The organism is Pseudomonas sp. IPO3778 (genome assembly GCF_013386825.1).
GTDB lineage: Bacteria > Pseudomonadota > Gammaproteobacteria > Pseudomonadales > Pseudomonadaceae > Aquipseudomonas.
Map to the genome: position 1 here is coordinate 58,576 of NZ_JACARC010000039.1, position 24,525 is coordinate 83,100.

A 24,525-nucleotide genomic window follows, 5' to 3' on the forward strand; every position below is an offset into this window, starting at 1 on the left:
CTATGCTTCTGGCAATGCCGCCAATCCCACCACTGTAACGTGGCGCCCTTTAGCAACGTCTACCTGACGAGGCCTTTATGACCAGCCGCCTGAACCCCGACGACCAACAGCATGTCGAAGAGTACCTGCAACTCTCCCAGAACCAAGTCGAGCGCAAGCCTTTCCGGCCTTGGCTGCTCCTTGCCGTGGTGCTGGTTGCAGTGATCGGCCTGGGTTTGCTGAGCCGCCTGTTGAGTTACCTGACGCTATGAGCTGCCTTGCGCTCGCTCGGGTAACCGCACCGATTTCTTTTAGCCTTGCGAGATATCCCCATGACCCATCGTATTATTATCGTCGGCGGCGGCGCCGGCGGCCTGGAGTTGGCTACCCGCCTGGGTAAGACTCTGGGCAAGCGCGGCACCGCCAGCATCACGCTGGTGGACGCCAACCTCACCCACATCTGGAAACCCTTGCTCCACGAAGTGGCGGCCGGCTCGCTGAACTCTTCGGAAGACGAACTCAATTATGTTGCCCAGGCCAAATGGAACCACTTCGAGTTCCAGCTGGGGCGCATGAGCGGGCTCGACCGTGAGCAGAAAAAAATCCAGTTGGCCGCCACCCTCGACGAAGAAGGCCGGGAACTAGTGCCTGCGCGCGTGTTGGGCTATGACAGCCTGGTGATCGCCGTCGGCAGCACCACCAATGACTTCGGCACCGAGGGCGCGGCGCAGCACTGCTTGTTCCTCGACACCCGCAAACAAGCCGAGCGCTTCCACCAGCAATTGCTCAACCACTACCTGCGGGCCCATGCCGGGCAGACAGACGTGGTGGAGCAGATCAGCGTGGCCATTGTCGGCGCCGGTGCTACCGGGGTTGAGCTGGCGGCCGAGCTGCATAACGCGGCGCATGAACTGGCGGCCTATGGCCTGGACAAGATCAAGCCGGAAAACATGCACATCACCCTGATCGAAGCCGGCCCGCGGGTCTTGCCTGCCCTGCCGGAGCGCATTGGCGGACCTGTGCATAAAACCCTGGAGAAGCTCGGCGTGACGGTACTGACCAACTCCGCCGTGAGCGAAGTGACTGCCGACACCCTGATCACCAGCAGCGGCCAAGTGATTCCGGCCAGTCTCAAAGTGTGGGCGGCCGGGATTCGTGCGCCAGGGTTCCTCAAGGACATCGACGGCCTGGAAACCAACCGTATCAACCAATTGCAGGTACTGCCGACGCTGCAGACCACTCGTGACGAAAACATCTTCGCCTTTGGCGACTGCGCCGCCTGCCCGCAACCTGGCACCGACCGCAATGTGCCGCCACGGGCTCAGGCAGCCCACCAGCAGGCGTCGTTGCTGGCCAAGTCGCTGAAACTGCGGATTGAAGGCAAGGACCTGCCGTCCTACAAGTACACCGACTACGGCTCGCTGATCTCACTGTCGCGATTCTCGGCGGTGGGTAACTTGATGGGCAACCTGACCGGCAGTGTGATGCTGGAGGGCTGGCTGGCGCGGATGTTCTATGTGTCGCTGTACCGCATGCACCAGATGGCGCTGTATGGCTTCTTCCGCACAGCCATGCTGATGCTGGGCAGCAAGATTGGGCGCGGGACCGAGCCGCGCCTTAAATTGCACTGATAACACGGTCCCGGATGGGACGCCGGTAATGTGGGAGCGGGCTTGCTCGCGAAAGCGGTGTGTCAGTCGGTACATCTGGCATTGAACCACCGCTTTCGCGAGCAAGCCCGCTCCCACATTTTTTTGTGGTGGGCCCAGGCTTTGCGCGGGCAAAAAAAATCCCCGTATCTTTCGATACGAGGATTTTTAATATGGTCGGGGTAAGGGGATTCGAACTCCTGACATCCTGCTCCCAAAGCAGGCGCGCTACCGGACTGCGCTATACCCCGGTAAAAAAAAGGCGACCTTTCAGTCGCCTTCTTCGATCAGTGCTTTTGGCCTCTGATCTTAAGATTCGATTCCAGCGTTAACTGGTCTCAAAAATGGTGGGTCGTGTGGGATTCGAACCTACGACCAATTGGTTAAAAGCCAACTGCTCTACCAACTGAGCTAACGACCCAAATATGGTCGGGGTAAGGGGATTCGAACTCCTGACATCCTGCTCCCAAAGCAGGCGCGCTACCGGACTGCGCTATACCCCGGTTTGAAATTGGCTCCGTGACCAGGACTCGAACCTGGGACCCAATGATTAACAGTCATTTGCTCTACCGACTGAGCTATCACGGAACTACATATTTCAAAGTGTTACGTTGTTGCTTGTTACCTTCTCTTCGGCGCTTCCGTATCGCTACGTTAGTGCCTCTGAGGCGCGCTATTCTACAATCTTAAAAACCTCTGTCAACCCTTTAAATTGCTTTTAAGACAAGGATTTGCGCTTCTTTCTGATTTCTCCTTGGGGAGAAGAAACCCTTGGGCTGACGTTGCTGCGGGGCGCACTTTACAAGCCTTTGCCTTACAGTTCAACGCCCTATCGAAAAAAAAGGCCCCGCAATGCAGGGCCTCTTCTTATCGCGCTACAGCCCGGGCTTAGTGGAAGACGATTTCGTCGTTCTCCACGGTTGCCTCGACGCTGGTGCCTGGCATAAAGCTGCCCGACAGGATCAACTGTGCCAACGGGTTCTCGATCCAGCGCTGGATCGCACGCTTCAACGGCCGTGCGCCATACACCGGGTCGTAACCGACGGCGATCAGTTTGTCCAACGCCTCGCGGCTCAGCTCCAGGGACAATTCGCGCTCCGCCAGACGGCTGCGCAGACGGCCCAACTGGATCTCGGTGATGCCGGCGATCTGATCCCGGGCCAAAGGCTCGAAGATCACCACTTCGTCGACCCGGTTGATGAACTCCGGCCGGAAGTGACTGGTCAGCGCGTCCATCACGGCGGCACGCTGGGCTTCACGATCACCCACCAGTTCCTGGATCTGTACCGAGCCCAGGTTGGAAGTCATCACGATCACCGTATTGCGGAAATCCACAGTACGCCCGTGGCTGTCCGTCAGACGGCCATCTTCCAGCACTTGCAGCAACACGTTGAACACATCCGGGTGGGCCTTCTCGACCTCATCCAGAAGGATCACCGAGTAAGGCTTGCGCCGCACCGCTTCGGTCAGGTAACCACCTTCTTCGTACCCTACGTAGCCTGGTGGCGCCCCGATCAGGCGAGCCACGGAATGTTTCTCCATGAACTCGGACATATCGATCCGCACCATGGCCTCTTCGGTATCAAAGAGGAACTCGGCCAACGCCTTGCACAGCTCAGTCTTACCCACGCCGGTCGGGCCGAGGAACATGAACGAGCCGCTCGGACGGTTCGGGTCGGACAACCCGGCCCGGGAACGCCGCACCGCGTTGGACACCGCGATTACCGCCTCGTCCTGGCCGATAACGCGCTGGTGCAACAGGCTTTCCATCTTCAGCAGCTTGTCGCGCTCGCCTTCGAGCATTTTCGACACGGGGATACCGGTCCATTTCGAGACGACTTCAGCGATTTCTTCCTCAGTCACCTTGCTACGCAGCAACTGGTTTTCAGGCTTGCCGTGCTGGTCGACCATCTGCAGGCTGCGCTCCAGGTCCGGGATCACCCCGTACTGCAACTCGGCCATACGGTTCAGGTCGCCTTTACGGCGGGCCGCTTCCAGTTCCTGACGGGACTGCTCGATCTTTTGCTGGATCTGCGCAGAGCCCTGCACTTCGGCTTTTTCCGAGGTCCAGATTTCTTCGAGGTCCGAATACTCGCGTTCCAGGCGAACAATTTCTTCCTGGAGTTTTTCCAGGCGTTTCTTCGCCGGCTCGTCCTCTTCTTTCTTCAGGGCCTGGGACTCAACCTTCAGTTGAATCAGGCGCCGGTCCAGGCGGTCCAGCACTTCAGGCTTCGAGTCGATCTCCATCCGAATACGGCTGGCCGCTTCGTCGATCAAGTCGATGGCCTTGTCCGGCAACTGACGGTCAGTGATGTAGCGATGGCTCAACTTTGCCGCCGCAATGATCGCGCCGTCGGTGATCGCCACTTTATGGTGGACTTCATACCGTTCTTTCAGGCCACGCAGGATCGCGATGGTGTCTTCTTCGCTCGGTTCTTCCACCAGTACTTTCTGGAAGCGGCGCTCAAGGGCCGCATCTTTCTCGATGTACTGGCGGTATTCGTTCAGCGTGGTCGCACCGACGCAATGCAACTCGCCACGCGCCAGTGCAGGCTTGAGCATGTTGCCCGCGTCCATCGAGCCTTCGCCTTTACCGGCGCCGACCATGGTGTGCAGTTCGTCGATAAACAGAATGATCTGCCCTTCCTGCTTCGACAGTTCATTCAGCAGGGATTTGAGGCGCTCTTCGAACTCGCCACGGAACTTGGCGCCAGCAATCAGCGACCCCATGTCCAGGGACAGCAGGCGCTTGCCTTTAAGGCCATCCGGCACTTCGCCATTAATGATGCGCTGGGCCAGGCCTTCGGCAATCGCCGTTTTACCCACGCCAGGTTCGCCGATCAGCACCGGGTTGTTCTTGGTGCGACGCTGCAGGACCTGGATGGTGCGACGAATTTCATCGTCACGACCGATCACCGGATCAAGCTTGCCTTCTTCGGCGCGCTTGGTCAGGTCGACGGTGTACTTGTCCAGGGCCTGCCGGGACTCCTCGTGGTTAGGGTCATTGACCGCTTCGCCGCCACGCAGGTTGTTGATGGCATTTTCCAGGGCTTTTTTGCTCACCCCCTGGCCCAACAACAATTTGCCGAGTTTGCTGTTGTCGTCCATGGCGGCGAGCAGCACCAGTTCACTGGAGATGAACTGGTCACCCTTTTGCTGGGCCAGGCGATCGGCCTGATTAAGCAGGCGCGCCAAGTCCTGGGACATGTTCACGTCGCCAGTAGGATTTTGGATTTTCGGCAGTTGGTCGAGCTCTTTGCTCAACTCTTTGCGCAGGCTGTTGACGTCAAAGCCCACCTGCATCAGCAACGGCTTGATGGATCCGCCTTGCTGCTCCAGGAGCGCTTGCATCAAGTGCGCAGGCTCGATGGCCGGGTGGTCGAGACCCACCGCCAGGGATTGAGAATCTGATAATGCCAACTGCAATTTGCTGGTTAAACGATCAATACGCATTAGTCACCTTCCTTTTGAGCAGGCCGGAGCTATAAACACATCCTGAATGAAGAAACCTGCCAGATAGCCCTATAGATGTGGTCGATTCTGGAAGATTCAAGCTGCCGATAGTTGACGCAGGTCAGGAGAGTCTAGCGTTCAAGCCAGATAAGGGAGGCAAACCGACCCGTGCGCGGGCTGCGACGGTAGGAATAGAAGCGGGGATCGGTCACGGTGCAGAAGCCACCGCCATAGACCGCAGTAACGCCGCGGGCGGCGAGGCGCAGGCGGGCCAGTTGGTAAATGTCGGCCATGAACTTGCCCGGGTTCTGACTGGGGACGAACGCCTCAATGGTTTCAGGAAGTTGCTGCACAAAGGCTTCACGCACTTCCGGGCCGACTTCAAAGGCTTGCGGGCCAATGGCCGGGCCTAGCCAGACCATTACGTCGGCAGTCTCGGTATCCAGGCTTTCAAGGGTCGCTTCCAATACCCCAGCGGCCAGGCCACGCCAACCGGCATGAGCTGCCGCTACGCGGGTGCCGGCGCGATTGCAAAACAAGGCAGGCAGACAATCTGCCGTCATTGACGTACAGGCGATGCCAGGGGTGCTGGTCCAACTGCCATCTGCTTCGGCAGTCCGGCCAGGGTCGGCCTCAACCACAACCACACCATGAACCTGACGCAGCCAGGCTGGCTGAATGTTGAAGGCATCGGTGAGGCGACGGCGATTTTCAAGGACGGCTTCGAGGCGGTCCTCAACATGATCACCCAGATTGAGGCTGTCGAACGGCGCCACACTGACGCCGCCCGCACGGGTGGTAACGCAGGCTTTCACCCTGGCCGGCGCGGGCCAGTCAGGAATCAGCCAGTCACTCATCCGATAAACGCCTCGCGATCCTGCTTGAGCAACGACAACAACCAGACAAAATCGTCGGGAAGTGGCGATTCCCAGCTCATCCGCTTACCGCTCGTCGGATGATCCAGCTCCAGGAAGCGTGCATGCAGCGCCTGGCGGGGGAAGGTTTTCAGCGAATCAACCATGGTGGCACTGGCCGCTGGCGGGATACGGAAGCGGCCGCCGTAGGCCGGATCTCCGACCAACGGGAAGTTGATGTGCGCCATGTGCACCCGGATCTGGTGGGTACGACCGGTTTCCAGCTTCACCCGCACGTGAGTGTGGGAGCGGAAACGCTCGAGCACACGGTAGTGGCTGACAGCTTGTTTGCCGCCTTCCATCACCGCCATGCGCTGGCGCTGCTGGCCGTGGCGACCGATCGGGGCATTGATTTTGCCACCGGCGGTTACCACGCCGATCACGATGCATTCGTAGATCCGGCTGACGCTGCGGCTCTGCAGTTGTGTGACCAACTGCGTCTGCGCCTGAATGGTCTTGGCAACCACCATAAGGCCGGTGGTGTCCTTGTCCAGGCGGTGCACGATGCCGCAACGCGGGACATTGATAATGTCCGGCACGTGGTGCAGCAAGGCATTGAGCAGAGTGCCATCAGCGTGCCCGGCTGCCGGGTGAACCACCAGGCCTGCGGGTTTATTGATCACCAGGATGTCGTCGTCTTCGTAGACGATGTCCAGTTCAATGTCCTGGGCGATCCATTCTCCCTGGGCTTCCTGCTCGGCAGTCAGCTCAAGAATCGCACCACCATGAACTATGTCTCGCGGGCGGATAACCGCTCCATCCACAGTCAGGCGGCCGTCTTTGATCCAGGCGGAAAGGCGCGAGCGCGAGTGCTCAGCGAATAATTGTGCGGCGACTTGATCGAGGCGTTGGCCGCCCAATTCGGACGGCACCTCTGCGCTAAGTTCAATTTTATCGGACATGCTCAGACTAGGCGTGGCACAGCCTTTGGTTTCGGCTGCGCGCTTGTGGTTAAATACGGCGTCTTTTGCCCCGAGGCTTTCCAAGGGGCGCTCATCATAACAGGACGGCCCCGCCCAAGACAGCGGCCGTCATAGGGACGCAAGCCGCCATGCAAGTGAAACACCTGCTGCTGATCGCCATCCTCGCCATGACTGCTGCTTGCTCGTCAACAAAGGAAGTCGTCGACGAAAACCTGAGCGAGGTCGAGCTGTACCAACTGGCTCAGACCGACCTGAACAACCACAGCTACACCAGCGCCACGGCAAAGCTGAAGGCACTGGAGTCGCGGTATCCGTTCGGGCGCTACGCCGACCAGGCCCAGCTCGAGCTGATCTACGCCAACTACAAGAACGCCGAGCCGGAAGCTGCCAAGTCCGCCGCCGAGCGTTTTATCCGCCTGCACCCGCAGCACCCGAACGTGGATTACGCCTACTACCTCAAGGGCCTGACCTCGTTTGACCAGGACGTTGGGCTGCTGGCGCGCTTCCTGCCGCTGGACATGACCAAGCGTGACCCGGGCGCCGCCCGCGACTCCTACAACGAGTTCGCCCAGCTGACCAGCCGCTACCCCAACAGCCGTTATGCGCCTGACGCCAAGCAGCGCATGATCTACCTGCGCAACCTGCTGGCGTCCTACGAAATCCACGTCGCCGACTACTACCTGACCCGTCAGGCCTATGTCGCTGCCGCCAACCGTGGCCGCTACGTAGTGGAAAACTTCCAGGAAACCCCATCCGTGGGTGACGGCCTGGCCGTGATGACCGAGGCCTATCAGCGTTTGCACCTGGACGCCCTGGCGGCCACCAGCCTGGAAACCCTGAAGCTCAACTACCCGGACCATCCAAGCCTGAAAGACGGCCAGTTCGTGCCGCAGGTTGCCGAAGCCGACAACCGTTCGTGGTTGAGCAAATACACCCTGGGCCTGATCGAATCCCGTCCACCGCTGCCGCCGGGTGAAACCCGCGCCAACCAGGACATCATCAAGCAATACCAGGACGCCAAGGATTCGATTCCATCGGACCTCAAGCCCCGTGACGAAAACGGCGACATTATCGAAGAGCAAGGGCCTCAAGCCCTGGGCAACAACGAAGATCGCTCGTGGTTCAGCTACATGACCTTCGGTGTCTTTGACTGATTGTTCGCCGCAATGCAAAAAGGGAGCTCCTCGGAGCTCCCTTTTTTATTGCGCAGCATAATTGCGCTGTGCGCCTGTCACGTCCTTGGCTAAACTGCCGAATCCCTTGTCGAGAAACTGCTCATCATGGTTCGTCTACTGTTCTGGATTGCCGTTATTGCTGCCGCGGTATGGTTTTGGCGCAAATTCAAAAGCCCGGCCGCCAAACAGCAGCGGCCCAGCGAACCCGGCACGATCCAGATGGTTCGTTGCGCCCACTGCGGCCTTCACCTGCCGCAGGATCGAGCCTTGAGCCAGCGCCAGGAGTGGTATTGCACCCAGGCACATCTGGAGCAGGGCCCGAAGGCTATCCAGCGTTGATTCGGCCTGCGGGCGCGTAAGGGGCCGGGTCAATGATCGGCTCACGCTCCAGCAACAAATCGGCAAACAATTGGCAAGACGCCGGTGCCAGCACCAGGCCATTGCGGTAATGCCCGCAGTTGAGCCACAACCCGTCAAACCCAGGCACCTTGCCAATATAGGGAATGCCTTCCGGTGAGCCGGGCCGCAAGCCGGCCCAATGCCCCACCACTTCGGCATCGGCCAGGGCCGGAATCAACTCCACGGCTGAGGCTTTCAGGCTTTCCAGCGCCGAACCGGTGGGCGTCTTATCGAAGCCCTCATGCTCCAACGTACTGCCGATCAGGATATGCCCGTCTCGCCGGGGAATCGCATAACGCCCCTTGGCCAGGACCATGCTCGATAAAAAGTCCGATGCACACTTGTACAAAATCATCTGCCCCTTGACCGGCTCAACGGGTAACTCCAACCCAAGGCTGCCCAATAACTCACCGCTCCAGGCACCGGCGGCGAGCACCACCTGATCACCCCGGATCGGCCCGAGCGCGGTATTCACGCCAACCACGTTGCCGTCTTCCTGAATAAACCCATCAACCGCGCACTGCTCGTGAATCGTCACACCGGGCAAGGCCAACAAGGCCGCCTTGAGGGATTTGACCAACCGCGGATTACGCACATTGGCCACATCCGCCATATAGATCGCCTGGGAAAACCCGGCGCCCAGCACCGGCACCGCGTCATGGGCCGCTGAAACATCTACCTTGCTCAGCGGGCGCCCTTCGCGCGCAGCCCAGGCAAGCGCCTCGGCCTCATCGTCCAGGTCCAGCCAGTAGAGGCCGGTGGTGTGAACTTCCGGATCAATGCCGGTAGCCGCGAACAGACGCTCCGCCAACTGCGGGTAAAAGTCCTGGGACCAGTGCGCCAAAGCCGTCACCGCCGGGCTATAGCGCCACGGGTACAGGGGGGAAACAATGCCACCGCCAGCCCAGGAAGACTCCTGCCCGACCGCCGAACGATCCAGCAACACAACCGCCTGCCCTTGAGTCGCCAGGTTGAACGCCGTCAACAACCCGATGACCCCACCACCCACAACCACTACTTGCTGTTGCTTAGCCATTGTTCGATCCAGCCGATAAAAAGAAAAAGGCACGCCCGGCGCCCAATCGTCCAGCTTCCTCATCATTGCCCCCAGCACGCCTTGCGCGTCATATCAGGCGCGGCTCCCGGGTTGCTTCGCGCACCGGTACTGCTCAGGCTGAAGGCGGCACAGGGATCACCCGCCATCACCGAGTCATTTGCGGGCGTGGCAAGCAGAACGAAATCCTGAGGGTTGAATTCAAGGGTGATTCTATAGCGATCATTGCCGGCAATGACGCCAGTCGCATCAATAAAAGTGCCATTTCTCGCGTAATAACGTTCAAGGTGCTGGGCTTGCTCGGCCAGCAACCCGGCAATCTCTGCGCGATAGACCTTTTTCATATGGTTGGCATACCCGGGATAGGCGACACCAGCCAGGAGCCCGATGATCGCCACGGCGATCAATAATTCGATCAAGGTAAAGCCTGTGCAATCCTTGCTCATCGTGCTGTTCACCTATTGAAGTTGCCGCCACATGATTCGTCTGAAACGCTCACCAGACCCGCTGCCTATGCGTGCATACACAGACTCCAGGACCGACCGAGAGTGACCACTCACCCCCACTGAAGTCACGCGATAGAGGGTGGCCTGAGCGTGCGCCGGGAGATGAGCCAAGCCCACCCCCGGCCCCAGATTCTGAATACCGTAAATGCCATCCTTCATCCCGACCCAGGTGACAGCCGACACGGGGTTCGTCCCCGGTCCCACCACCGAAACCGACTCGGCAGGGGGCGCGCACGCCGCCACAGAGCGGCATTGGCGCAAGGTAAAGCCAGGGGACTGCACCACTGACTCTCCGAGCCGAAGCCCACTTTCGGCCAGCTGAAACGACTGGTTACGCTGTCGAACGCTGCCGGCCATTTTTTCTTGTGAGATTGCCCCCTGCATCGAAGACAACCCGAGGAGCGTCAACAGCAGCAGAAATACCAGGCTGATCAGCAAAACCATGCCGGCCTGCCTCGGATAGGAGAGGTAATAACCCATGCGCCCGCTACTCCAGACGATTACGCAGCGCCGCCACAACGCTGTAGGTCTGGTCTTTCACCAGCCCCGCAGGGTCCTGAAGCGTCAGCAGAATCCGCACGCTACGTATCAGCGACTCATCGTCCGGGCTGGGTTCGTATCGAGTGACCACGGGGGAGCCCGCCTTCCCGGCCACCCCAAAGCTGATATCAAATGCCCCCACGTTATCCACGAGCACTGCCTTGCTCGGGGCCGCCAGTGTGCTGAACTTCAACTGCCCACCCTCGAAGGTGTAGGTCAGCCAGCGCAGCGGAAAGCGGATTTGCCCAGGCGCGGCTGCTGGCGCGCTCCCCACATAGGCCTGGGCGGCAGCGGTGCAGTCGGAAAGTACTGTCCAGTCGGGCTTGCTGCCGCCCTCTCCGACGTCAGCGGTCACCAGCGTCAGGGAGCGGGAACTGCCGGTGATACTCCAGCCGACAGGACGGTCGAAACCCGCGGGCGCGTTGCCGATGGATGCGGTAGACAGGCAACCAAACATGCCCGCCTGGCGTATTTCCTGAATCAGCTTGCCCAGGACGAACCGTGCGTCATCCTGCAACAACGAAGCCGCATGCCGACTGGCATGAGTGGCTCGGGAGCTGAGTGCAATCTGGGTCACGCCCATGATCAATACCAGACCGAGGGCCAGGGCCAGCAGTATCTCCACAAGGCTGAAACCACGAACAGGGCCGCTCATGGCAACACCCTTGGATCGACGGCCACCCGGCTGGTCAGGGTGAATGTTTCCCGGGCGCCTTGGGCCTTCGCCCCACGGGAATCATCCCAACTGATGCTGATGGTCACCTCTCGCTGATTGATCGCAACCGACCCCTTGGCACCCTCCCCGGCGAACCCGGCGATGTTGGCTTCGAAATCGTGCAGGTCCAGATCACGGACGCTCGCGAACGAGGCGCTGGAAGGCGCCCGCTCGCTCTGCCCCCAGGCGTAGTCGGCGCCGGAGTTGGCGCGGATCCGGTCGAGCATGTCGTACGCAATGAAGCTGGCCTGGCTGGTCATCCTGGAACTGTCGGTGTATTTCAACGCGTTGAGCTGGATCACTGCGGCGCCCAGCAGGCCAACTGCCAGGATCAGCACGGATACCAGGACCTCGATCAGGGTCATCCCGGCTTGGGCCGATTGAGGGTGAAACGTTACGGGGCAAGCGTTCATTACCATCGTCATCCGTGTCGAAGGTCATCAAAAAGCAGCGGAAAAACTGCCGAGCGACGCAAGACTAGCGCCGGTCTTGCCACAGCGCTGCCCCCCGGAACAAAGCGAAATACTTTGGACAGGATGGCCATCATTCAACGCCACGGCCTGGGCGCTATAACTATGTCTGCCATCCGGCACCGACTGAAGAAGCACACCGCGTCCACGGAGGGACGGCACATGAAACAACGAGGTTTCTCACTGATCGAGCTGCTACTGGGCCTTTTCCTGAGCGGCATCCTGGCCAACCTGGCAGTGCCCAGCCTGAAGGGATTACTTGAATCGCAGCGACGCCAGAGCGCTGCCGAATCCCTCGCCGGCGGGGTGCGTTACGCGCGCACGGAAGCCATCGCGCGGAACCGTACGGTGGTTATCCATGCACTGGACGATGACTGGAGCCGGGGATGGAGAGTGATACTGGACCAGAACGGTCGCGGCCACCTGGATGACGACAACCCGGTGCTGCTGGAGCGCCAGGACAGCGGGCAAATACCGATTGTGGGGAATACCCCGGTGAGAACCCAGATACGTTTCAGCAGCCTGGGCGAACCGCTGCTCTCAGCGGGAGCGTTCAGCGCCGGTACCGTTCACGTGTGTGCAACGGACCAGCAACTGAGCCTGTACCAAATTGTGCTGGCCGCCAGCGGGCGCATCAGCCTGCGCAGTAACAAGACCGAGCAGGCGCTGTGCCGGGGCTATGCCGGCACGCTGAGGCTCAGAGCAGCGAACGAACCCGCAGCTCCTTGGGCATGGAGAAAGTGATGTTCTCTTCACGGCCAGCCAGCTCATCAGCGCCGGTAGCTCCCCAGGCCTGCAGTTGCTGAATCACGCCACGCACCAAGACTTCCGGGGCCGAGGCGCCCGCAGTGATGCCAATGCGCTCGACACCGTCGAACCAACTGCGCTGCATATCCTCGGCGCCATCGATCAGGTAGGCCGGGGTGGCCATGCGCTCGGCCAGTTCGCGCAGGCGATTGGAGTTGGAGCTGTTGGGGCTACCGACCACCAATACCACATCGCATTCGTCGGCCAACTGCTTGACGGCGTCCTGGCGGTTTTGCGTGGCGTAGCAGATGTCGTCCTTGCGCGGGCCTCCGATGGCCGGGAAGCGTGTACGCAAGGCGTCAATCACCCGGCTGGTGTCGTCCATCGACAAGGTCGTCTGGGTCACGAAGGCCAGCTTTTCAGGGTTGTGCACCTGCAACGCGGCAACGTCTTTTTCGTCTTCTACCAGGTAGATCGCGCCGCCATTGCTGCCGTCGTACTGGCCCATGGTGCCTTCGACTTCCGGGTGACCGGCATGGCCGATCAGGATGCATTCACGACCGTCACGGCTGTAGCGCGCGACCTCGATGTGCACCTTGGTCACCAGCGGGCAGGTGGCGTCGAACACCTTCAGGCCACGGCCTGCCGCTTCGGTGCGCACCGCCTGGGAAACACCGTGGGCACTGAAGATGACGATAACGTCGTCCGGCACCTGGTCCAGCTCTTCAACGAAGATGGCGCCGCGACTGCGCAGGTCTTCGACCACGAATTTGTTGTGGACGACTTCATGGCGCACGTAAATCGGCGGCCCGAAGACTTCCAGGGCGCGGTTGACGATTTCGATCGCCCGGTCCACGCCGGCGCAGAAGCCACGGGGGTTGGCGAGTTTGATTTGCATGCTGTGCCTCGTGTCTTGCCCTGTCGGAGCGAGCTTGTGTGGCGAGGGAGCTTGCTCCCGCTGAGCTGCGAAGCAGCCCCAACCTGGGCAATCAAGACACGTCAGATGTATCTCGATGAACAGTTTGGGAGTGCTACGCACTCCAGCGGGAGCAAGCTCCCTCGCCACAACAGGCTCAGCCCTACAGTAGGCCGGTTTCGTTAGTTACAGCGCTTTAACGTCGATGATTTCAACATCAAAGGTCAAGGTTTTCCCGGCCAACGGGTGGTTGAAGTCGATGGTCACTTGCGCGTCATCGAAGGCTTTCACCACACCCGGCAGTTCAGTATTCGCTGCATCATTGAAGATCACCAGGAGGCCTTCCGACAGTTCCATGTCCTGGAACTGCGAACGCGGGATGATCTGCACGTTTTGCGGGTTGGGCTGGCCAAAGGCGTTTTCCGGCAGGATCTGCAGGTTGCGCTTGTCGCCGGCCTTGAAACCGAACAGGGCCGCTTCGAAACCCGGCAGCAGGTTGCCGTCGCCGACCTTGAAGGTCGCCGGGGCCTTGTCGAACGTGCTGTCGACCGTGTCGCCATTCTCCAGGCGCAATGCGAAATGCAAGGTGACTTCCGTGTTCTGGCCGATGCGTTGCTCAACCAATACCTGTTCAGTCATGAACGGTCTCTCCGGTTTTCTTGCTTTTGAACATATCCAACGCCAGCATGATTGCACCGACGGTGATGGCGCTGTCAGCAAAGTTGAACGCCGGGAAATACCAGCGGTTCTGCCAATGCACCAGAATGAAGTCGATCACATGGCCCAGGGCAATGCGGTCGTACAAGTTGCCCAATGCGCCACCCAGCACCAGGGCCAGCGCAACCGCCAGCCAGGTGTCATTGCGGCCCAAGCGCTTGAGCCAGACCACCAGCACGGCACTGACCACCACGGCGATCAGGGCAAACAGCCAGCGCTGCCAGCCGGAACTGTCAGCCAAAAAGCTGAACGCAGCGCCGGTGTTGTAGGCAAGGGTCCAGCTGAAGTAGTCAGGAATCACCACGATCTGCTGGTACATCTGCAAGGCACCCTCGAAATGAGCCTTGCTGAGCTGGTCAATGACCAGCACCAGCACGCTCAGTACGAGCAAGCCCAGGCGTCCAAAACGACTGGCGTTAGGCATAGTGACGAACCTCACCGGCGCCAGAGATGTTGTCGACGCAGCGACCGCAGATTTCCGGGTGCTCCGGGTTCACACCGACATCTTCACGGCAGTGCCAGCAACGGGCGCACTTGGCGAAGGACGACTTGACCACTTTGAGCTTGAGGCCCGGGACTTCAGTCGCAACGGCATCCGCAGGGGCTTGAGCAAACGGCGCCAGGCTGGCGGTCGAAGTGATCAAGACAAAGCGCAGTTCGTTGCTCAGCTTGGCCAGGTCGGCGGTCAGGCCTTCCTCGGCAAACAGCGTGACTTCGGCCTGCAAGTTGCCGCCAACGGCCTTCGCCGCGCGCTGCACTTCCAGCTCCTTGTTCACCGCAACCTTGACCGCCATCACGCCTTCCCAGTACTCGCGGCCCAGTTCGAAGTCGGCCGGCAATTCGCTCAGGCCTTCGTACCAGGTGTTGAGCATCACGGACTCGTTACGCTCGCCCGGCAGGTATTCCCACAGCTCGTCAGCGGTGAAGGCCAGGATCGGTGCGATCCAGCGCACCAGCGCTTCAGAGATGTGGTACAGCGCGGTCTGCGCCGAACGGCGGGCCTTGCTGTTGGCGCCGGTGGTGTACTGGCGGTCCTTGATGATGTCGAGGTAGAAACCACCCAGCTCCTGCACGCAGAAGTTGTGAATCTTGGAGTAGACGTTCCAGAAGCGGTATTCGCCGTAGTGCTCCTGCAACTCGCGCTGCAGCAACAGGGTACGGTCCACGGCCCAACGGTCCAGGGCGAGCATTTCCTCGGCCGGCAGGATGTCGGTGGCCGGATTGAAACCGGTCAGGTTCGACAGCATGAAGCGTGCGGTATTACGGATCCGGCGGTAGGCATCGGCGCTGCGCTGCAGGATCTGCTCGGACACGGCCATCTCGCCCGAATAATCGGTAGAGGCCACCCACAGGCGCATGATATCGGCGCCCAGGGTGTCGTTGACCTTTTGCGGCGCGATTACGTTGCCCAAGGACTTGGACATCTTGCGACCGTTTTCGTCGACGGTGAAGCCGTGGGTCAGCAACTCGCGGTACGGGGCGTGATCGTCGATCGCGCAGCCGGTCAGCAACGAGGAGTGGAACCAGCCACGGTGTTGGTCGGAGCCTTCCAGGTAGAGATCGGCGCGCGGGCCGGTCTCGTGACCCATCGGGTGCGAGCCACGCAATACGTGCCAGTGCGTGGTACCCGAGTCGAACCACACGTCGAGGGTGTCGCTGATCTTGTCGTACAGCGGCGCTTCGTCGCCCAGCAGCTCGGCGGCGTCCAGCTTGAACCAGGCCTCGATGCCCTCTTGTTCAACGCGCTGGGCAACCACTTCCATCAGTTCGACGGTACGTGGGTGCAGCTCACCGCTTTCCTTGTTCAGGAAGAACGGGATCGGCACACCCCAGTTACGCTGCCGGGAGATGCACCAGTCCGGACGGTTGGCAATCATCGAGTGCAGACGCGCCTGGCCCCAGGCCGGGACGAACTTGGTCTCTTCGATGGCCTTGATCGCGCGGTTACGCAGGGTCTCGCCGCTGGTCGGCTCTTTGTCCATGCCGATAAACCACTGCGCGGTAGCGCGGTAGATCAGCGGAGTCTTGTGGCGCCAGCAGTGCATGTAGCTGTGGGTGATGGTTTCGGTGTGCAGCAGCGCACCGACTTCCGCCAACTTGTCGACGATCGCAGGGTTCGCCTTGAAGATGAACTGGCCACCGAAGAATTCCAGGGACGGCGCGTACACACCGTTGCTTTGCACAGGGTTGATGATGTCGTCGTTGACCAGCCCGTACTGCTTGCAGATCACGAAGTCATCTACGCCATAGGCAGGCGAGCAGTGAACCACACCGGTGCCGGCGCCCAGTTCAACGTACTCGGCCAAGTAGATTGGCGACAGGCGGTCGTAGAACGGATGACGGAAATTGATCAGCTCCAGCGCGGAGCCAGTCGTGGTCGCGATCACCGAACCTTGCAGGTTGTAGCGGGCCAGGCACGACTCGACCAGCTCTTCAGCCAGCACCAGCAGACGATCACCGACGTCCACCAGGGCATAGGTGAATTCCGGGTGCACGTTCAGCGCCTGGTTGGCCGGGATGGTCCACGGCGTGGTGGTCCAGATCACGATGGCAGCCGGCTTGCTCAGGCTCGCCAGGCCAAAGGCCTCAGCCAGCTTGGCGTCGTCGGCGATCGGGAAAGCCACGTCGATGGTCGAGGACTTTTTGTCTTCGTATTCCACTTCCGCTTCAGCCAGGGCCGAACCGCAGTCGAAGCACCAGTTCACGGGCTTGAGGCCCTTGAACACGAAACCGCCCTTGACGATTTCGGCCAAGGCACGGATTTCACCGGCCTCGTTCTTGAAGTCCATGGTCTTGTACGGGTTGGCCCAGTCGCCCAACACACCCAGACGGATGAATTCGGACTTCTGCCCCTCGATCTGCTCGGTGGCGTAGGCGCGGCACAGTTCGCGGGTTTTATCCGCGCCCAGGTTCTTGCCGTAGGTCACTTCGACTTTGTGTTCGATCGGCAGGCCGTGGCAATCCCAGCCCGGGACATAAGGCGCGTCAAAACCCGAAAGGGTTTTCGAACGGATGATCATGTCCTTGAGAATCTTGTTCAGTGCATGACCGATGTGAATCGTGCCGTTGGCATAAGGAGGGCCGTCGTGCAGGACGAATTTCGGACGATCCTTGCCAATCTCGCGCAACTTTCCGTACAGGCCAATACTGTCCCAGCGCTGCAGGATCTGCGGTTCGCGCTGTGGCAGGCCGGCCTTCATTGGGAAGGCGGTGTCCGGAAGGTTTAGCGTGGCTTTATAGTCGGTCATTTAAGGCTCTTCATTAGCGATGGGCGCTAGGTGCGGCTAGTGCACGGGCGGCGGCGACATCCGCATTGATCGCCGTTTTCAACGCCTCCAGGGAGGCGAAACGCTGCTCTTCACGCAGCTTTTGGTGGAAAGCCACCGTCAAACGCCGGTCATACAAATCACCGGCAAAATCCAAAAGGTGAACTTCCAGGTGGGCTTTGCCATCACCTGCAACCGTGGGCCTGACGCCTATGTTGGCGACTCCGGGCCACGATTGACCGTCGATGTCGACACTCACCAGGTAAACCCCGGTCAGCGGCACACGACGGCGCTTGAGTTGCACGTTGGCGGTTGGCGTGCCCAGTTGGCGCGCCAGCTTCTGGCCGTGCAGAACCCGCCCGGCGATCCGGAACGGGCGACCGAGCAACCGCTCGGCCAAGGCGAAGTCGGCAGCGGCCAGGGCGTTACGCACCTGGGTGCTGCTCACGCGCAGGCCGTCCAGTTCGACGGTTTGCGCGGCTTCGACGGTAAAACCCTGGGTAACGCCGGCCTGTTGCAGGAAATCGAAATCCCCTACCCGGTCGCAACCGAAACGGAAGTCGTCACCGACCTCCAGGTGCTGCACGCCCAGACCGTCTACCAGGATGCGGTCGACGAACTCGGCGGCACTGAGGCTGCGCAAGCGCTGGTTGAAGGCCAGGCAGAGGACGCGGTCCACGCCTTCTTCAGCCAACAGCTGCAGCTTGTCCCGCAGACGGGCCAGCCGCGCCGGCGCCGTCTCCGGGGTAAAGAATTCGCGGGGCTGTGGCTCAAAAATCACCACGCAGCTGGGCACGCCCAACTCAACCGCACGCTCACGCAGACGGGCCAGGATAGCCTGGTGGCCACGGTGAACACCGTCAAAGTTGCCAATAGTGGCGACGCAGCCCCGATGCTGGGGGCGCAGGTTGTGGAGACCTCGAACCAGCTGCATAACGCGCTTCTTGCTCATAAAGTGGTCGATTATAACCACACCCGGCCCCGGACGACAGGCAACAGCGCAGGCCATTTGCGCGAATCGATAAAACAACCGTCTTATCGACGAAAAGTCTCTAGCTCAGCGACTTGCGATTGAAATCCCGCAAGCGGAAACCCATCAGCAGCAACATCCCGAAGTACACCACCACGCCAGCCACCACCAACGCACCGAGGCGCATGAAGCGCTCCAGCATATAACCTTGATCCCAGGCGGGCATGAAGTGCATCAGGCCCAGCAATACTGCAGCCATCGTGCCCACCGCGACCACCAGCTTGATGGCAAACGGGCCCCAGCCCACCTGCGGCTGGAACATGTTCTGTTTACGCAGCTGATAGAACAGCAGCCCGGCATTGATGCAGGCACCGACACTGATCGCCAGCGCCAGCCCGGCATGCTTCAGCGGACCGATGAACGCCAGGTTGAGCAACTGCGTGACCACAAGGGTGAAGATCGCGATTTTTACCGGGGTACGGATATTTTGTTGAGCATAGAAGCCAGGGGCCAGCACCTTGATCACGATAATGCCCAGCAGGCCGACGGAATAGGCGATCAGCGCACGCTGGGTCATCGAGGCGTCAAACGCGGTGAACTGGCCGTACTGGAACAGCGCAACTGTCAGCGGCTCGGCGAGCAATCCCAGGGCTACGGCACACGGCAGCACCAAGACAAAACACAGGCGCAGGCCCCAATCCAGGATCCGCGAGTACTCGTGACGATCTTTGCTGGCATAGGTGCGGGACAGCGTTGGCAGCAGGATGGTGCCAAGTGCCACGCCCAATACACCGGACGGCAATTCCATCAGACGGTCGGCGTAGTACATCCACGACACGGAGCCCGAGACCAGCAGCGAGGCGAAGGCGGTGTTGATGATCAGCGAGATCTGACTGACGGAAACCCCGAGGATCGCCGGCAACATGTTGCGCATCACCCGCCAGACGCCGGTGTCCTTGAGGTTCAGGCGCGGCAGCACGAGCATGCCGATTTTCTTCAGGTGCGGCAGTTGATACAGCAGCTGTGCCAGGCCACCGGCCAATACCGCCCAGCCCAGGGCCATCACCGGCGGATCGAAGTACGGCGTCAGGAACAACGCGAAAATAATCATGCTGACGTTCAGCAGGGTAGGCACGAACGCCGGCACCGAAAAACGGTTCCAGGTATTGAGGATCGCTCCGGCCAGGGACGACAGGGAAATCAGCAATATATAAGGAAAGGTCACCCGCAACAGATCAGTGGTCAGGGCGAACTTTTCCGGCGTATTGGCAAAACCGGGGGCCGTGGCCCAGATCACCCAGGGTGCGGCGAGCATGCCGGCGATCGTCACCAGCGTCAGCACCAACGTCAGCAGACCCGACACATAGGCAATAAAGGTGCGGGTCGCCTCCTCGCCTTGCTGGGCCTTGTATTCCGCCAGAATCGGCACGAACGCCTGGGAGAAAGCCCCCTCGGCGAAGATCCGCCGCAGCAGGTTGGGCAGTTTAAAGGCAATGAAGAAGGCATCCGTGGCCATGCTGGCGCCAAAAATACGTGCCAGCAGCGTGTCACGCACAAACCCCAGAACCCGGGAAATCATCGTGATAGAGCTGACGGCGGCCAACGATTTGAGCAGATTCATTGAAAGAGTTTTTGCCTATAGATAAAGAGCAGGCGAACAAACGGCCCACATATGCGATACTCCGCGCCTGCAACAAGCACAGAGCCAAAGCTCGCGAGTTTACAGGTCAAGCGCCGGAAATAAATCACCCGCCTCTTAAGATCGACCACTCAGCAGTTCGCATCACCCGCCCTTGACAAGACTTCAACTCATCGGCATGATTCGCGGCCTATTTTGTTTGCTATTTCCTAAAAAGTCTTTCGAGGAGCTCGACGGTGGCCAACACACCTTCCGCCAAAAAACGTGCAAAACAGGCTGAGAAGCGTCGCAGCCACAACGCCAGCCTGCGTTCCATGGTTCGTACCTACATCAAGAATGTAGTTAAAGCCATTGACGCAAAAGACGCTGAAAAAGCTCAAGCTGCTTACGTTCTGGCCGTGCCAGTTATCGACCGTATGGCCGATAAAGGCATCATCCACAAGAACAAAGCTGCTCGCCATAAAGGTCGTCTGAATGGCCACATCAAGGCTCTGAACCTTGCTGCTGCAGCCTAAGCGATAAGCTTGTTAAAAAACCGACCTCAGGGTCGGTTTTTTATTGCCCGCGCTTTGAGCAAACTTGCTCGCGATGGTCGTTAACGATTATGTGCGCCGCCTGAATGAACGCGGCGCCCTCTGGCTTTTCGCGAGCAAGCTCGCTCCTACTGGGCAGGCCACGGCAAGATAGGAATCGCCGTCACCGCGTTCTGCGGACTGCCTTCGATCAAGCGGTCGCTGTAGACCAGATACACCAGGGTATTGCGCTTCTTGTCGAGGAAACGCACCACCTGCATGGTCTTGAACACCAGGGACGTGCGCTCCTTGAACACCTCATCCCCATCCTTCAGCTCACCCTTGAAGCGAATCGCGCCCACCTGACGACAGGCAATCGACGCCTCGGCGCGATCCTCCGCCAGGCCCAAGCCACCCTTCACTCCGCCCGTCTTGGCGCGGGACAGATAGCAAGTCACGCCATCCACCTTCGGATCATCAAAAGCCTCGACCACAATCCGGTCATTGGGGCCGACGAACTTGAACACCGTCGACACCTGGCCAATCTCTTCGGCCGACGCCAGCAACGGCATCGCCAACAGCAAACCGAGCAATCCCTTCATTACGCGCATCGAGACATCCTTTCACTTAGACCAGAATCAGGTTATCCCGGTGAACCAGCTCCGGCTCAGCCATGTAACCCAACAGACCAACAATCGCCTCAGACGACTGCCCAATGATTTTTTGCGCCTCAAGGGCACTGTAGTTGGCCAGCCCACGGGCAATCTCGCGACCGTCCGGCGCTACACACACCACCATCTCGCCACGACGGAAGCTGCCCTGGACCAATTTTACGCCCACCGGCAGCAGGCTTTTGTTGCCTTGAGACAACGCCGACACCGCACCTGCGTCCAGCACCAGGGTACCGCGCGTCTGAAGATGCCCCGCCAGCCACTGCTTGCGCGCCGCCAGCATGCCGCGCTCAGGCGACAGCAGCGTACCGATGCGCTCGCCCGCCTTGAGGCGATCCAGCACCCGCTCAATCCGGCCGCCCACGATGATGGTGTGCGCACCGGAACGCGCTGCCAGCCGCGCCGCACGCAGCTTGGTCTGCATGCCGCCACGCCCCAGGGCACCACCCACACTGCCGGCCACCGCATCCAGGGCCGGATCATCGGCACGCGCCTCGTAAATCAGCTGGGCATCCGGGTTATTGCGCGGGTCAGCGTCAAACATGCCGTCGCGATCCGTCAGGATCACCAGCAAGTCCGCTTCAACCAGATTAGCCACCAGCGCGGCCAGGGTGTCATTGTCACCGAAACGAATTTCGTCGGTCACCACGGTGTCGTTCTCGTTGATCACCGGGATCACCTTGAGTTCCACCAGAGCACGCAGGGTGCTGCGGGCATTCAGGTAGCGCTTGCGGTCGGACAAGTCATCATGGGTCAGCAGAATCTGCGCCGTGTGGCGACCGTGCTCGGCAAAGCTGGACTCCCAGGCCTGCACCAGGCCCATCTGACCAATGGCGGCGGCGGCCTGCAGTTCGTGCATCGCGCTGGGTCGCGCGGTCCAGCCCAAGCGGCTCATGCCCGCGGCAACTGCCCCGGACGATACCAGCACCAACTCGACACCTGCCTCATGCAAGGCCACCATCTGGTCCACCCAGACGCTCATGGCCGCACGATCCAGCCCCTTGCCATCCGCCGTCAGCAGCGCGCTACCGATCTTAACGACCCAACGCTGCGCACCTGTCACCTTGCTCCGCATCATCTTCAACCTTAGATAGAGGGCCGCACGACCCAGCGCCGCCCATAACGTTATTCGTGACTACCGATTTCCAGATACCAAAACGCCGCTCGATTGAGCGGCGCTTAAGTTTACTGCAACGAATCAGTCGCGCACGTAAATGATTTCCGGGCCATCTTCATCATCCACGTCTTCTTCGTCCCAATCATCGTCGCCGATGTCATGGACCGACTTGACGCCACTGCGACGCAGCGCACGCTGGTCGTCCAGCGCCTGCAACTGGGCACGGGCCTCGTCTTCGATGCGCTGATCCAGCTCAGCCAGCTCGGCCTTGTAGACCGGGTCGGCCGCCAAGCGATCGGCGCGGTCTTCGAGGTAACGCATGATGTCGCGGGTCAGGCGCTCAGTGCCTTCTTTGGCAATGGCCGAGATCACGTAGACCGGGCCGGTCCATTCCAGGCGATCAACGATCTCCTTGACGCGCTCTTCGTGCTCTTCCTCAAGGATCTGGTCGCACTTGTTCAGCACCAACCAACGATCACGTTCCGCCAGGGACGGGCTGAACTTGGTCAGCTCACTGACGATCACCTCAGCGGCGTCCGGCGCACTGGTGTCATCCAGCGGCGCCATGTCGACGAGGTGCAGCAGCAAACGGGTACGGGACAAGTGCTTGAGGAAACGAATCCCCAGGCCCGCGCCATCCGAAGCCCCTTCGATCAGGCCCGGAATGTCCGCAACCACGAAGCTCTTCCAGCGATCGACACTGACCACCCCCAGGTTTGGCACCAGGGTCGTGAACGGGTAATCGGCGACTTTCGGCTTGGCAGCAGACACCGAACGAATGAACGTACTTTTGCCGGCGTTCGGCAAGCCCAGCAGACCCACGTCAGCCAGCACCTTCATTTCCAGCTTGAGGTCACGCTGCTCGCCCGGCTTGCCCGGCGTGGTCTGGCGTGGCGCACGGTTGGTACTGGATTTGAAACGGGTGTTACCCAGACCGTGCCAGCCACCATGAGCCACCAGCAGGCGCTGACCGGCCTTGGTCAGGTCACCGATGATTTCCTGGGTAGCGGAGTCGATCACCGTGGTGCCGACTGGAACCCGCAGCACCAGCTCTTCACCTTTTTTACCGGTGCAGTCGGTGCTGCCGCCGTTGGAGCCACGCTCGGCATCAAAGTGCCGGGTGTAACGGTAGTCCACCAGGGTGTTGAGGTTTTCGTCGGCGATCATGTAGACCGAGCCGCCGTCACCGCCATCACCGCCGTTAGGACCACCGTTTTCGATGAATTTTTCCCGACGGAAACTCATGCAACCGTTACCGCCGTCGCCAGCTTTTACTCGGATCGAAACTTCATCAACAAACTTCATAACAAAACGCCTCTCGCCGCACGGACGAGCTTAAGAAACCAAGACATAAGACTCTTGCAAAAATGAGCGCAGCGACCTCAAGCAACGACCGAAAATCCAGCTGCCTTCGCCCATCACAAACAGCTTTGCAAGAGACTCACCCCACAAACGAAAAAGCCCCGTCGCGAGACAGGGCTTTTCCAGCAACTACGTAATTATGCCGCGACGACTTCAGTCTTCGGGACAATGCTCACGTAACGGCGGTTGAAAGCGCCTTTTACTTCAAACTTGATCACGCCGTCGATTTTAGCGAACAGAGTGTGATCTTTACCCATGCCAACACCGTAACCGGCGTGGAATTGGGTGCCGCGCTGACGCACGATGATGTTGCCCGGAATGATAACCTGGCCGCCATACATCTTCACGCCAAGGCGTTTGGCTTCTGAGTCGCGACCGTTACGGGTACTACCACCAGCTTTTTTGTGTGCCATGAGTCAATTCTCCTAGTGAGGAATTAGGCTGAAATTAAGCCTGAATACCGGTGATTTTGATCTCGGTGTACCACTGGCGGTGGCCCATACGCTTCATGTGGTGCTTACGACGACGGAACTTGATGATGCGGACTTTATCGTGACGACCTTGGGAGATCACTTCAGCCACAACGGTAGCGCCTGCAACAACTGGAGCGCCGATGTTCACGTCATCGCCATTGGCGACCAACAGAACGCGATCAAAAGTAACGGATTCGCCAGTAGCGATTTCCAGCTTCTCGATCTTCAGGTATTCACCTGGGGCGACCTTGTATTGCTTGCCACCAGTAACAATTACTGCGTACGACATGGTATTTCTCCGATAATCCTGCTCACCCAGCGCTTTATAAGAAGAGGTATTGGCTGGCATGGCTGCATG

25 protein-coding genes and 4 tRNA genes are annotated in these 24,525 nt (G+C 59.8%); 6 read left to right on the forward strand and 23 right to left on the reverse strand.

The genetic code is table 11. The annotated features are described in order from the left end of the window. Positions 1–77 precede the first annotated feature (77 nt). Both HX855_RS20865 and HX855_RS20870 read left to right on the forward strand, forming a co-directional pair. The gene (locus tag HX855_RS20865) at positions 78–251 is read left to right on the forward strand and encodes a DUF3094 family protein (RefSeq protein ID WP_010174986.1); all 174 of its coding nucleotides are present in this window, start codon (positions 78–80) and stop codon (positions 249–251) included. A 60-nt stretch (positions 252–311) separates the two neighbouring features. After that, entirely contained in the window at positions 312–1,610 is a 1,299-nt protein-coding gene (locus tag HX855_RS20870) for an NAD(P)/FAD-dependent oxidoreductase (RefSeq protein WP_177084340.1), read from the forward strand. A 192-nt stretch (positions 1,611–1,802) separates the two neighbouring features. Here HX855_RS20870 and HX855_RS20875 read toward each other — a convergent pair. The 7 genes from HX855_RS20875 to rluD form a co-directional block, all read right to left on the reverse strand. Beyond that, positions 1,803–1,879: transfer RNA gene (locus tag HX855_RS20875), tRNA-Pro, on the reverse strand. Positions 1,880–1,973: 94 nt separating this feature from the next. Next, positions 1,974–2,049, reverse strand: a tRNA-Lys gene (locus tag HX855_RS20880). A gap of 5 nt (positions 2,050–2,054) precedes the next feature. Next, positions 2,055–2,131 (reverse strand) — tRNA-Pro (locus HX855_RS20885). A 9-nt stretch (positions 2,132–2,140) separates the two neighbouring features. Next, positions 2,141–2,216: transfer RNA gene (locus tag HX855_RS20890), tRNA-Asn, on the reverse strand. A 300-nt stretch (positions 2,217–2,516) separates the two neighbouring features. Next, positions 2,517–5,081 carry an ATP-dependent chaperone ClpB gene (clpB, locus tag HX855_RS20895; RefSeq protein ID WP_177084342.1) on the reverse strand — a complete coding sequence of 855 codons (2,565 nt, stop codon included), beginning with the start codon at positions 5,079–5,081 and terminating at the stop codon, positions 2,517–2,519. Positions 5,082–5,212: 131 nt separating this feature from the next. Then, positions 5,213–5,938 carry a peptidoglycan editing factor PgeF gene (gene pgeF, locus HX855_RS20900; protein WP_177084344.1) on the reverse strand — a complete coding sequence of 242 codons (726 nt, stop codon included), beginning with the start codon at positions 5,936–5,938 and terminating at the stop codon, positions 5,213–5,215. Further along, positions 5,935–6,897: a 23S rRNA pseudouridine(1911/1915/1917) synthase RluD gene (rluD, locus tag HX855_RS20905; RefSeq protein WP_177084346.1), complete on the reverse strand. Its 963-nt coding sequence runs from the start codon at positions 6,895–6,897 to the stop codon at positions 5,935–5,937. The genes pgeF and rluD overlap by 4 nt, the downstream gene beginning before the upstream one ends. Before the next feature lie 149 nt (positions 6,898–7,046). Between rluD and HX855_RS20910 the strand changes: the two genes are divergently transcribed. Together HX855_RS20910 and HX855_RS20915 are read left to right on the forward strand one after the other, a co-directional pair. Then, positions 7,047–8,072 (forward strand): outer membrane protein assembly factor BamD, encoded by a 1,026-nt coding sequence (locus HX855_RS20910; RefSeq protein WP_177084348.1) that lies wholly within the window; start codon positions 7,047–7,049, stop codon positions 8,070–8,072. Positions 8,073–8,198: 126 nt separating this feature from the next. Continuing rightward, positions 8,199–8,432, forward strand: coding sequence for a PP0621 family protein (locus HX855_RS20915; RefSeq protein ID WP_177043385.1), 234 nt, complete (start codon positions 8,199–8,201; stop codon positions 8,430–8,432). Here HX855_RS20915 and thiO read toward each other — a convergent pair. The 5 genes from thiO to pilV all read right to left on the reverse strand — a co-directional run bounded on the left by thiO (position 8,419) and on the right by pilV (position 11,720). After that, positions 8,419–9,528 (reverse strand): glycine oxidase ThiO, encoded by a 1,110-nt coding sequence (gene thiO / locus HX855_RS20920; RefSeq protein WP_177084350.1) that lies wholly within the window; start codon positions 9,526–9,528, stop codon positions 8,419–8,421. The two genes, HX855_RS20915 and thiO, sit on opposite strands and share 14 nt — an antisense overlap. Positions 9,529–9,590: 62 nt before the next feature. After that, positions 9,591–9,992: a type IV pilin protein gene (locus HX855_RS20925; protein ID WP_177084352.1), complete on the reverse strand. Its 402-nt coding sequence runs from the start codon at positions 9,990–9,992 to the stop codon at positions 9,591–9,593. 12 nt (positions 9,993–10,004) lie between these two features. Next, entirely contained in the window at positions 10,005–10,532 is a 528-nt protein-coding gene (locus tag HX855_RS20930) for a PilX N-terminal domain-containing pilus assembly protein (protein WP_177084354.1), read from the reverse strand. A 7-nt stretch (positions 10,533–10,539) separates the two neighbouring features. Beyond that, positions 10,540–11,247, reverse strand: a complete 708-nt coding sequence (locus HX855_RS20935; RefSeq protein ID WP_177084356.1) for a PilW family protein — start codon at positions 11,245–11,247, stop codon at positions 10,540–10,542. Next, positions 11,244–11,720, reverse strand: coding sequence for a type IV pilus modification protein PilV (gene pilV / locus HX855_RS20940; RefSeq protein ID WP_177084358.1), 477 nt, complete (start codon positions 11,718–11,720; stop codon positions 11,244–11,246). The genes HX855_RS20935 and pilV overlap by 4 nt, the downstream gene beginning before the upstream one ends. 219 nt (positions 11,721–11,939) lie before the next feature. On the opposite strand from pilV, the gene HX855_RS20945 reads away from it, so the two are divergent. Further along, positions 11,940–12,521, forward strand: coding sequence for a GspH/FimT family protein (locus tag HX855_RS20945; RefSeq protein ID WP_177084360.1), 582 nt, complete (start codon positions 11,940–11,942; stop codon positions 12,519–12,521). Here HX855_RS20945 and ispH read toward each other — a convergent pair. The 6 genes from ispH to murJ all read right to left on the reverse strand — a co-directional run bounded on the left by ispH (position 12,475) and on the right by murJ (position 20,014). Beyond that, positions 12,475–13,422, reverse strand: a complete 948-nt coding sequence (ispH, locus tag HX855_RS20950) for a 4-hydroxy-3-methylbut-2-enyl diphosphate reductase (protein ID WP_088425979.1) — start codon at positions 13,420–13,422, stop codon at positions 12,475–12,477. The genes HX855_RS20945 and ispH overlap by 47 nt on opposite strands. A gap of 204 nt (positions 13,423–13,626) precedes the next feature. Beyond that, entirely contained in the window at positions 13,627–14,079 is a 453-nt protein-coding gene (gene fkpB / locus HX855_RS20955; RefSeq protein ID WP_177084362.1) for an FKBP-type peptidyl-prolyl cis-trans isomerase, read from the reverse strand. Next, complete coding sequence (gene lspA / locus HX855_RS20960; RefSeq protein WP_177084364.1) at positions 14,072–14,581, reverse strand: signal peptidase II; 510 nt, start codon at positions 14,579–14,581, stop codon at positions 14,072–14,074. Before lspA ends, fkpB begins: the two co-directional genes overlap by 8 nt. Then, on the reverse strand, positions 14,574–17,405 hold the full coding sequence (gene ileS / locus HX855_RS20965) for an isoleucine--tRNA ligase (RefSeq protein ID WP_177084366.1): 2,832 nt from the start codon (positions 17,403–17,405) through the stop codon (positions 14,574–14,576). Before ileS ends, lspA begins: the two co-directional genes overlap by 8 nt. Before the next feature lie 13 nt (positions 17,406–17,418). Continuing rightward, positions 17,419–18,357: a bifunctional riboflavin kinase/FAD synthetase gene (ribF, locus tag HX855_RS20970; protein WP_076014011.1), complete on the reverse strand. Its 939-nt coding sequence runs from the start codon at positions 18,355–18,357 to the stop codon at positions 17,419–17,421. 118 nt (positions 18,358–18,475) lie between these two features. Next, entirely contained in the window at positions 18,476–20,014 is a 1,539-nt protein-coding gene (gene murJ / locus HX855_RS20975) for a murein biosynthesis integral membrane protein MurJ (protein WP_177084368.1), read from the reverse strand. Between the two features lie 254 nt (positions 20,015–20,268). Here murJ and rpsT point away from each other — a divergent pair, with 254 nt between their 5' ends. Beyond that, on the forward strand, positions 20,269–20,547 hold the full coding sequence (rpsT, locus tag HX855_RS20980; RefSeq protein WP_003215870.1) for a 30S ribosomal protein S20: 279 nt from the start codon (positions 20,269–20,271) through the stop codon (positions 20,545–20,547). Between the two features lie 146 nt (positions 20,548–20,693). Here the strand turns inward: rpsT and HX855_RS20985 are convergent, their stop codons facing one another. From HX855_RS20985 to rplU, 5 genes are all read right to left on the reverse strand, one after another. Further along, positions 20,694–21,155: a CreA family protein gene (locus HX855_RS20985; protein ID WP_177084371.1), complete on the reverse strand. Its 462-nt coding sequence runs from the start codon at positions 21,153–21,155 to the stop codon at positions 20,694–20,696. A gap of 16 nt (positions 21,156–21,171) precedes the next feature. Beyond that, positions 21,172–22,290, reverse strand: coding sequence for a glutamate 5-kinase (proB, locus tag HX855_RS20990; RefSeq protein ID WP_010174957.1), 1,119 nt, complete (start codon positions 22,288–22,290; stop codon positions 21,172–21,174). Between the two features lie 123 nt (positions 22,291–22,413). Further along, a complete protein-coding gene (gene cgtA / locus HX855_RS20995) occupies positions 22,414–23,637 on the reverse strand; it encodes an Obg family GTPase CgtA (protein ID WP_076014014.1) in 1,224 nt (407 codons plus the stop codon). Between the two features lie 194 nt (positions 23,638–23,831). Next, positions 23,832–24,107, reverse strand: a complete 276-nt coding sequence (gene rpmA, locus HX855_RS21000; protein ID WP_003215862.1) for a 50S ribosomal protein L27 — start codon at positions 24,105–24,107, stop codon at positions 23,832–23,834. A 34-nt stretch (positions 24,108–24,141) separates the two neighbouring features. Further along, the gene (gene rplU / locus HX855_RS21005) at positions 24,142–24,456 is read right to left on the reverse strand and encodes a 50S ribosomal protein L21 (RefSeq protein WP_003176051.1); all 315 of its coding nucleotides are present in this window, start codon (positions 24,454–24,456) and stop codon (positions 24,142–24,144) included. Positions 24,457–24,525 lie beyond the last annotated feature (69 nt).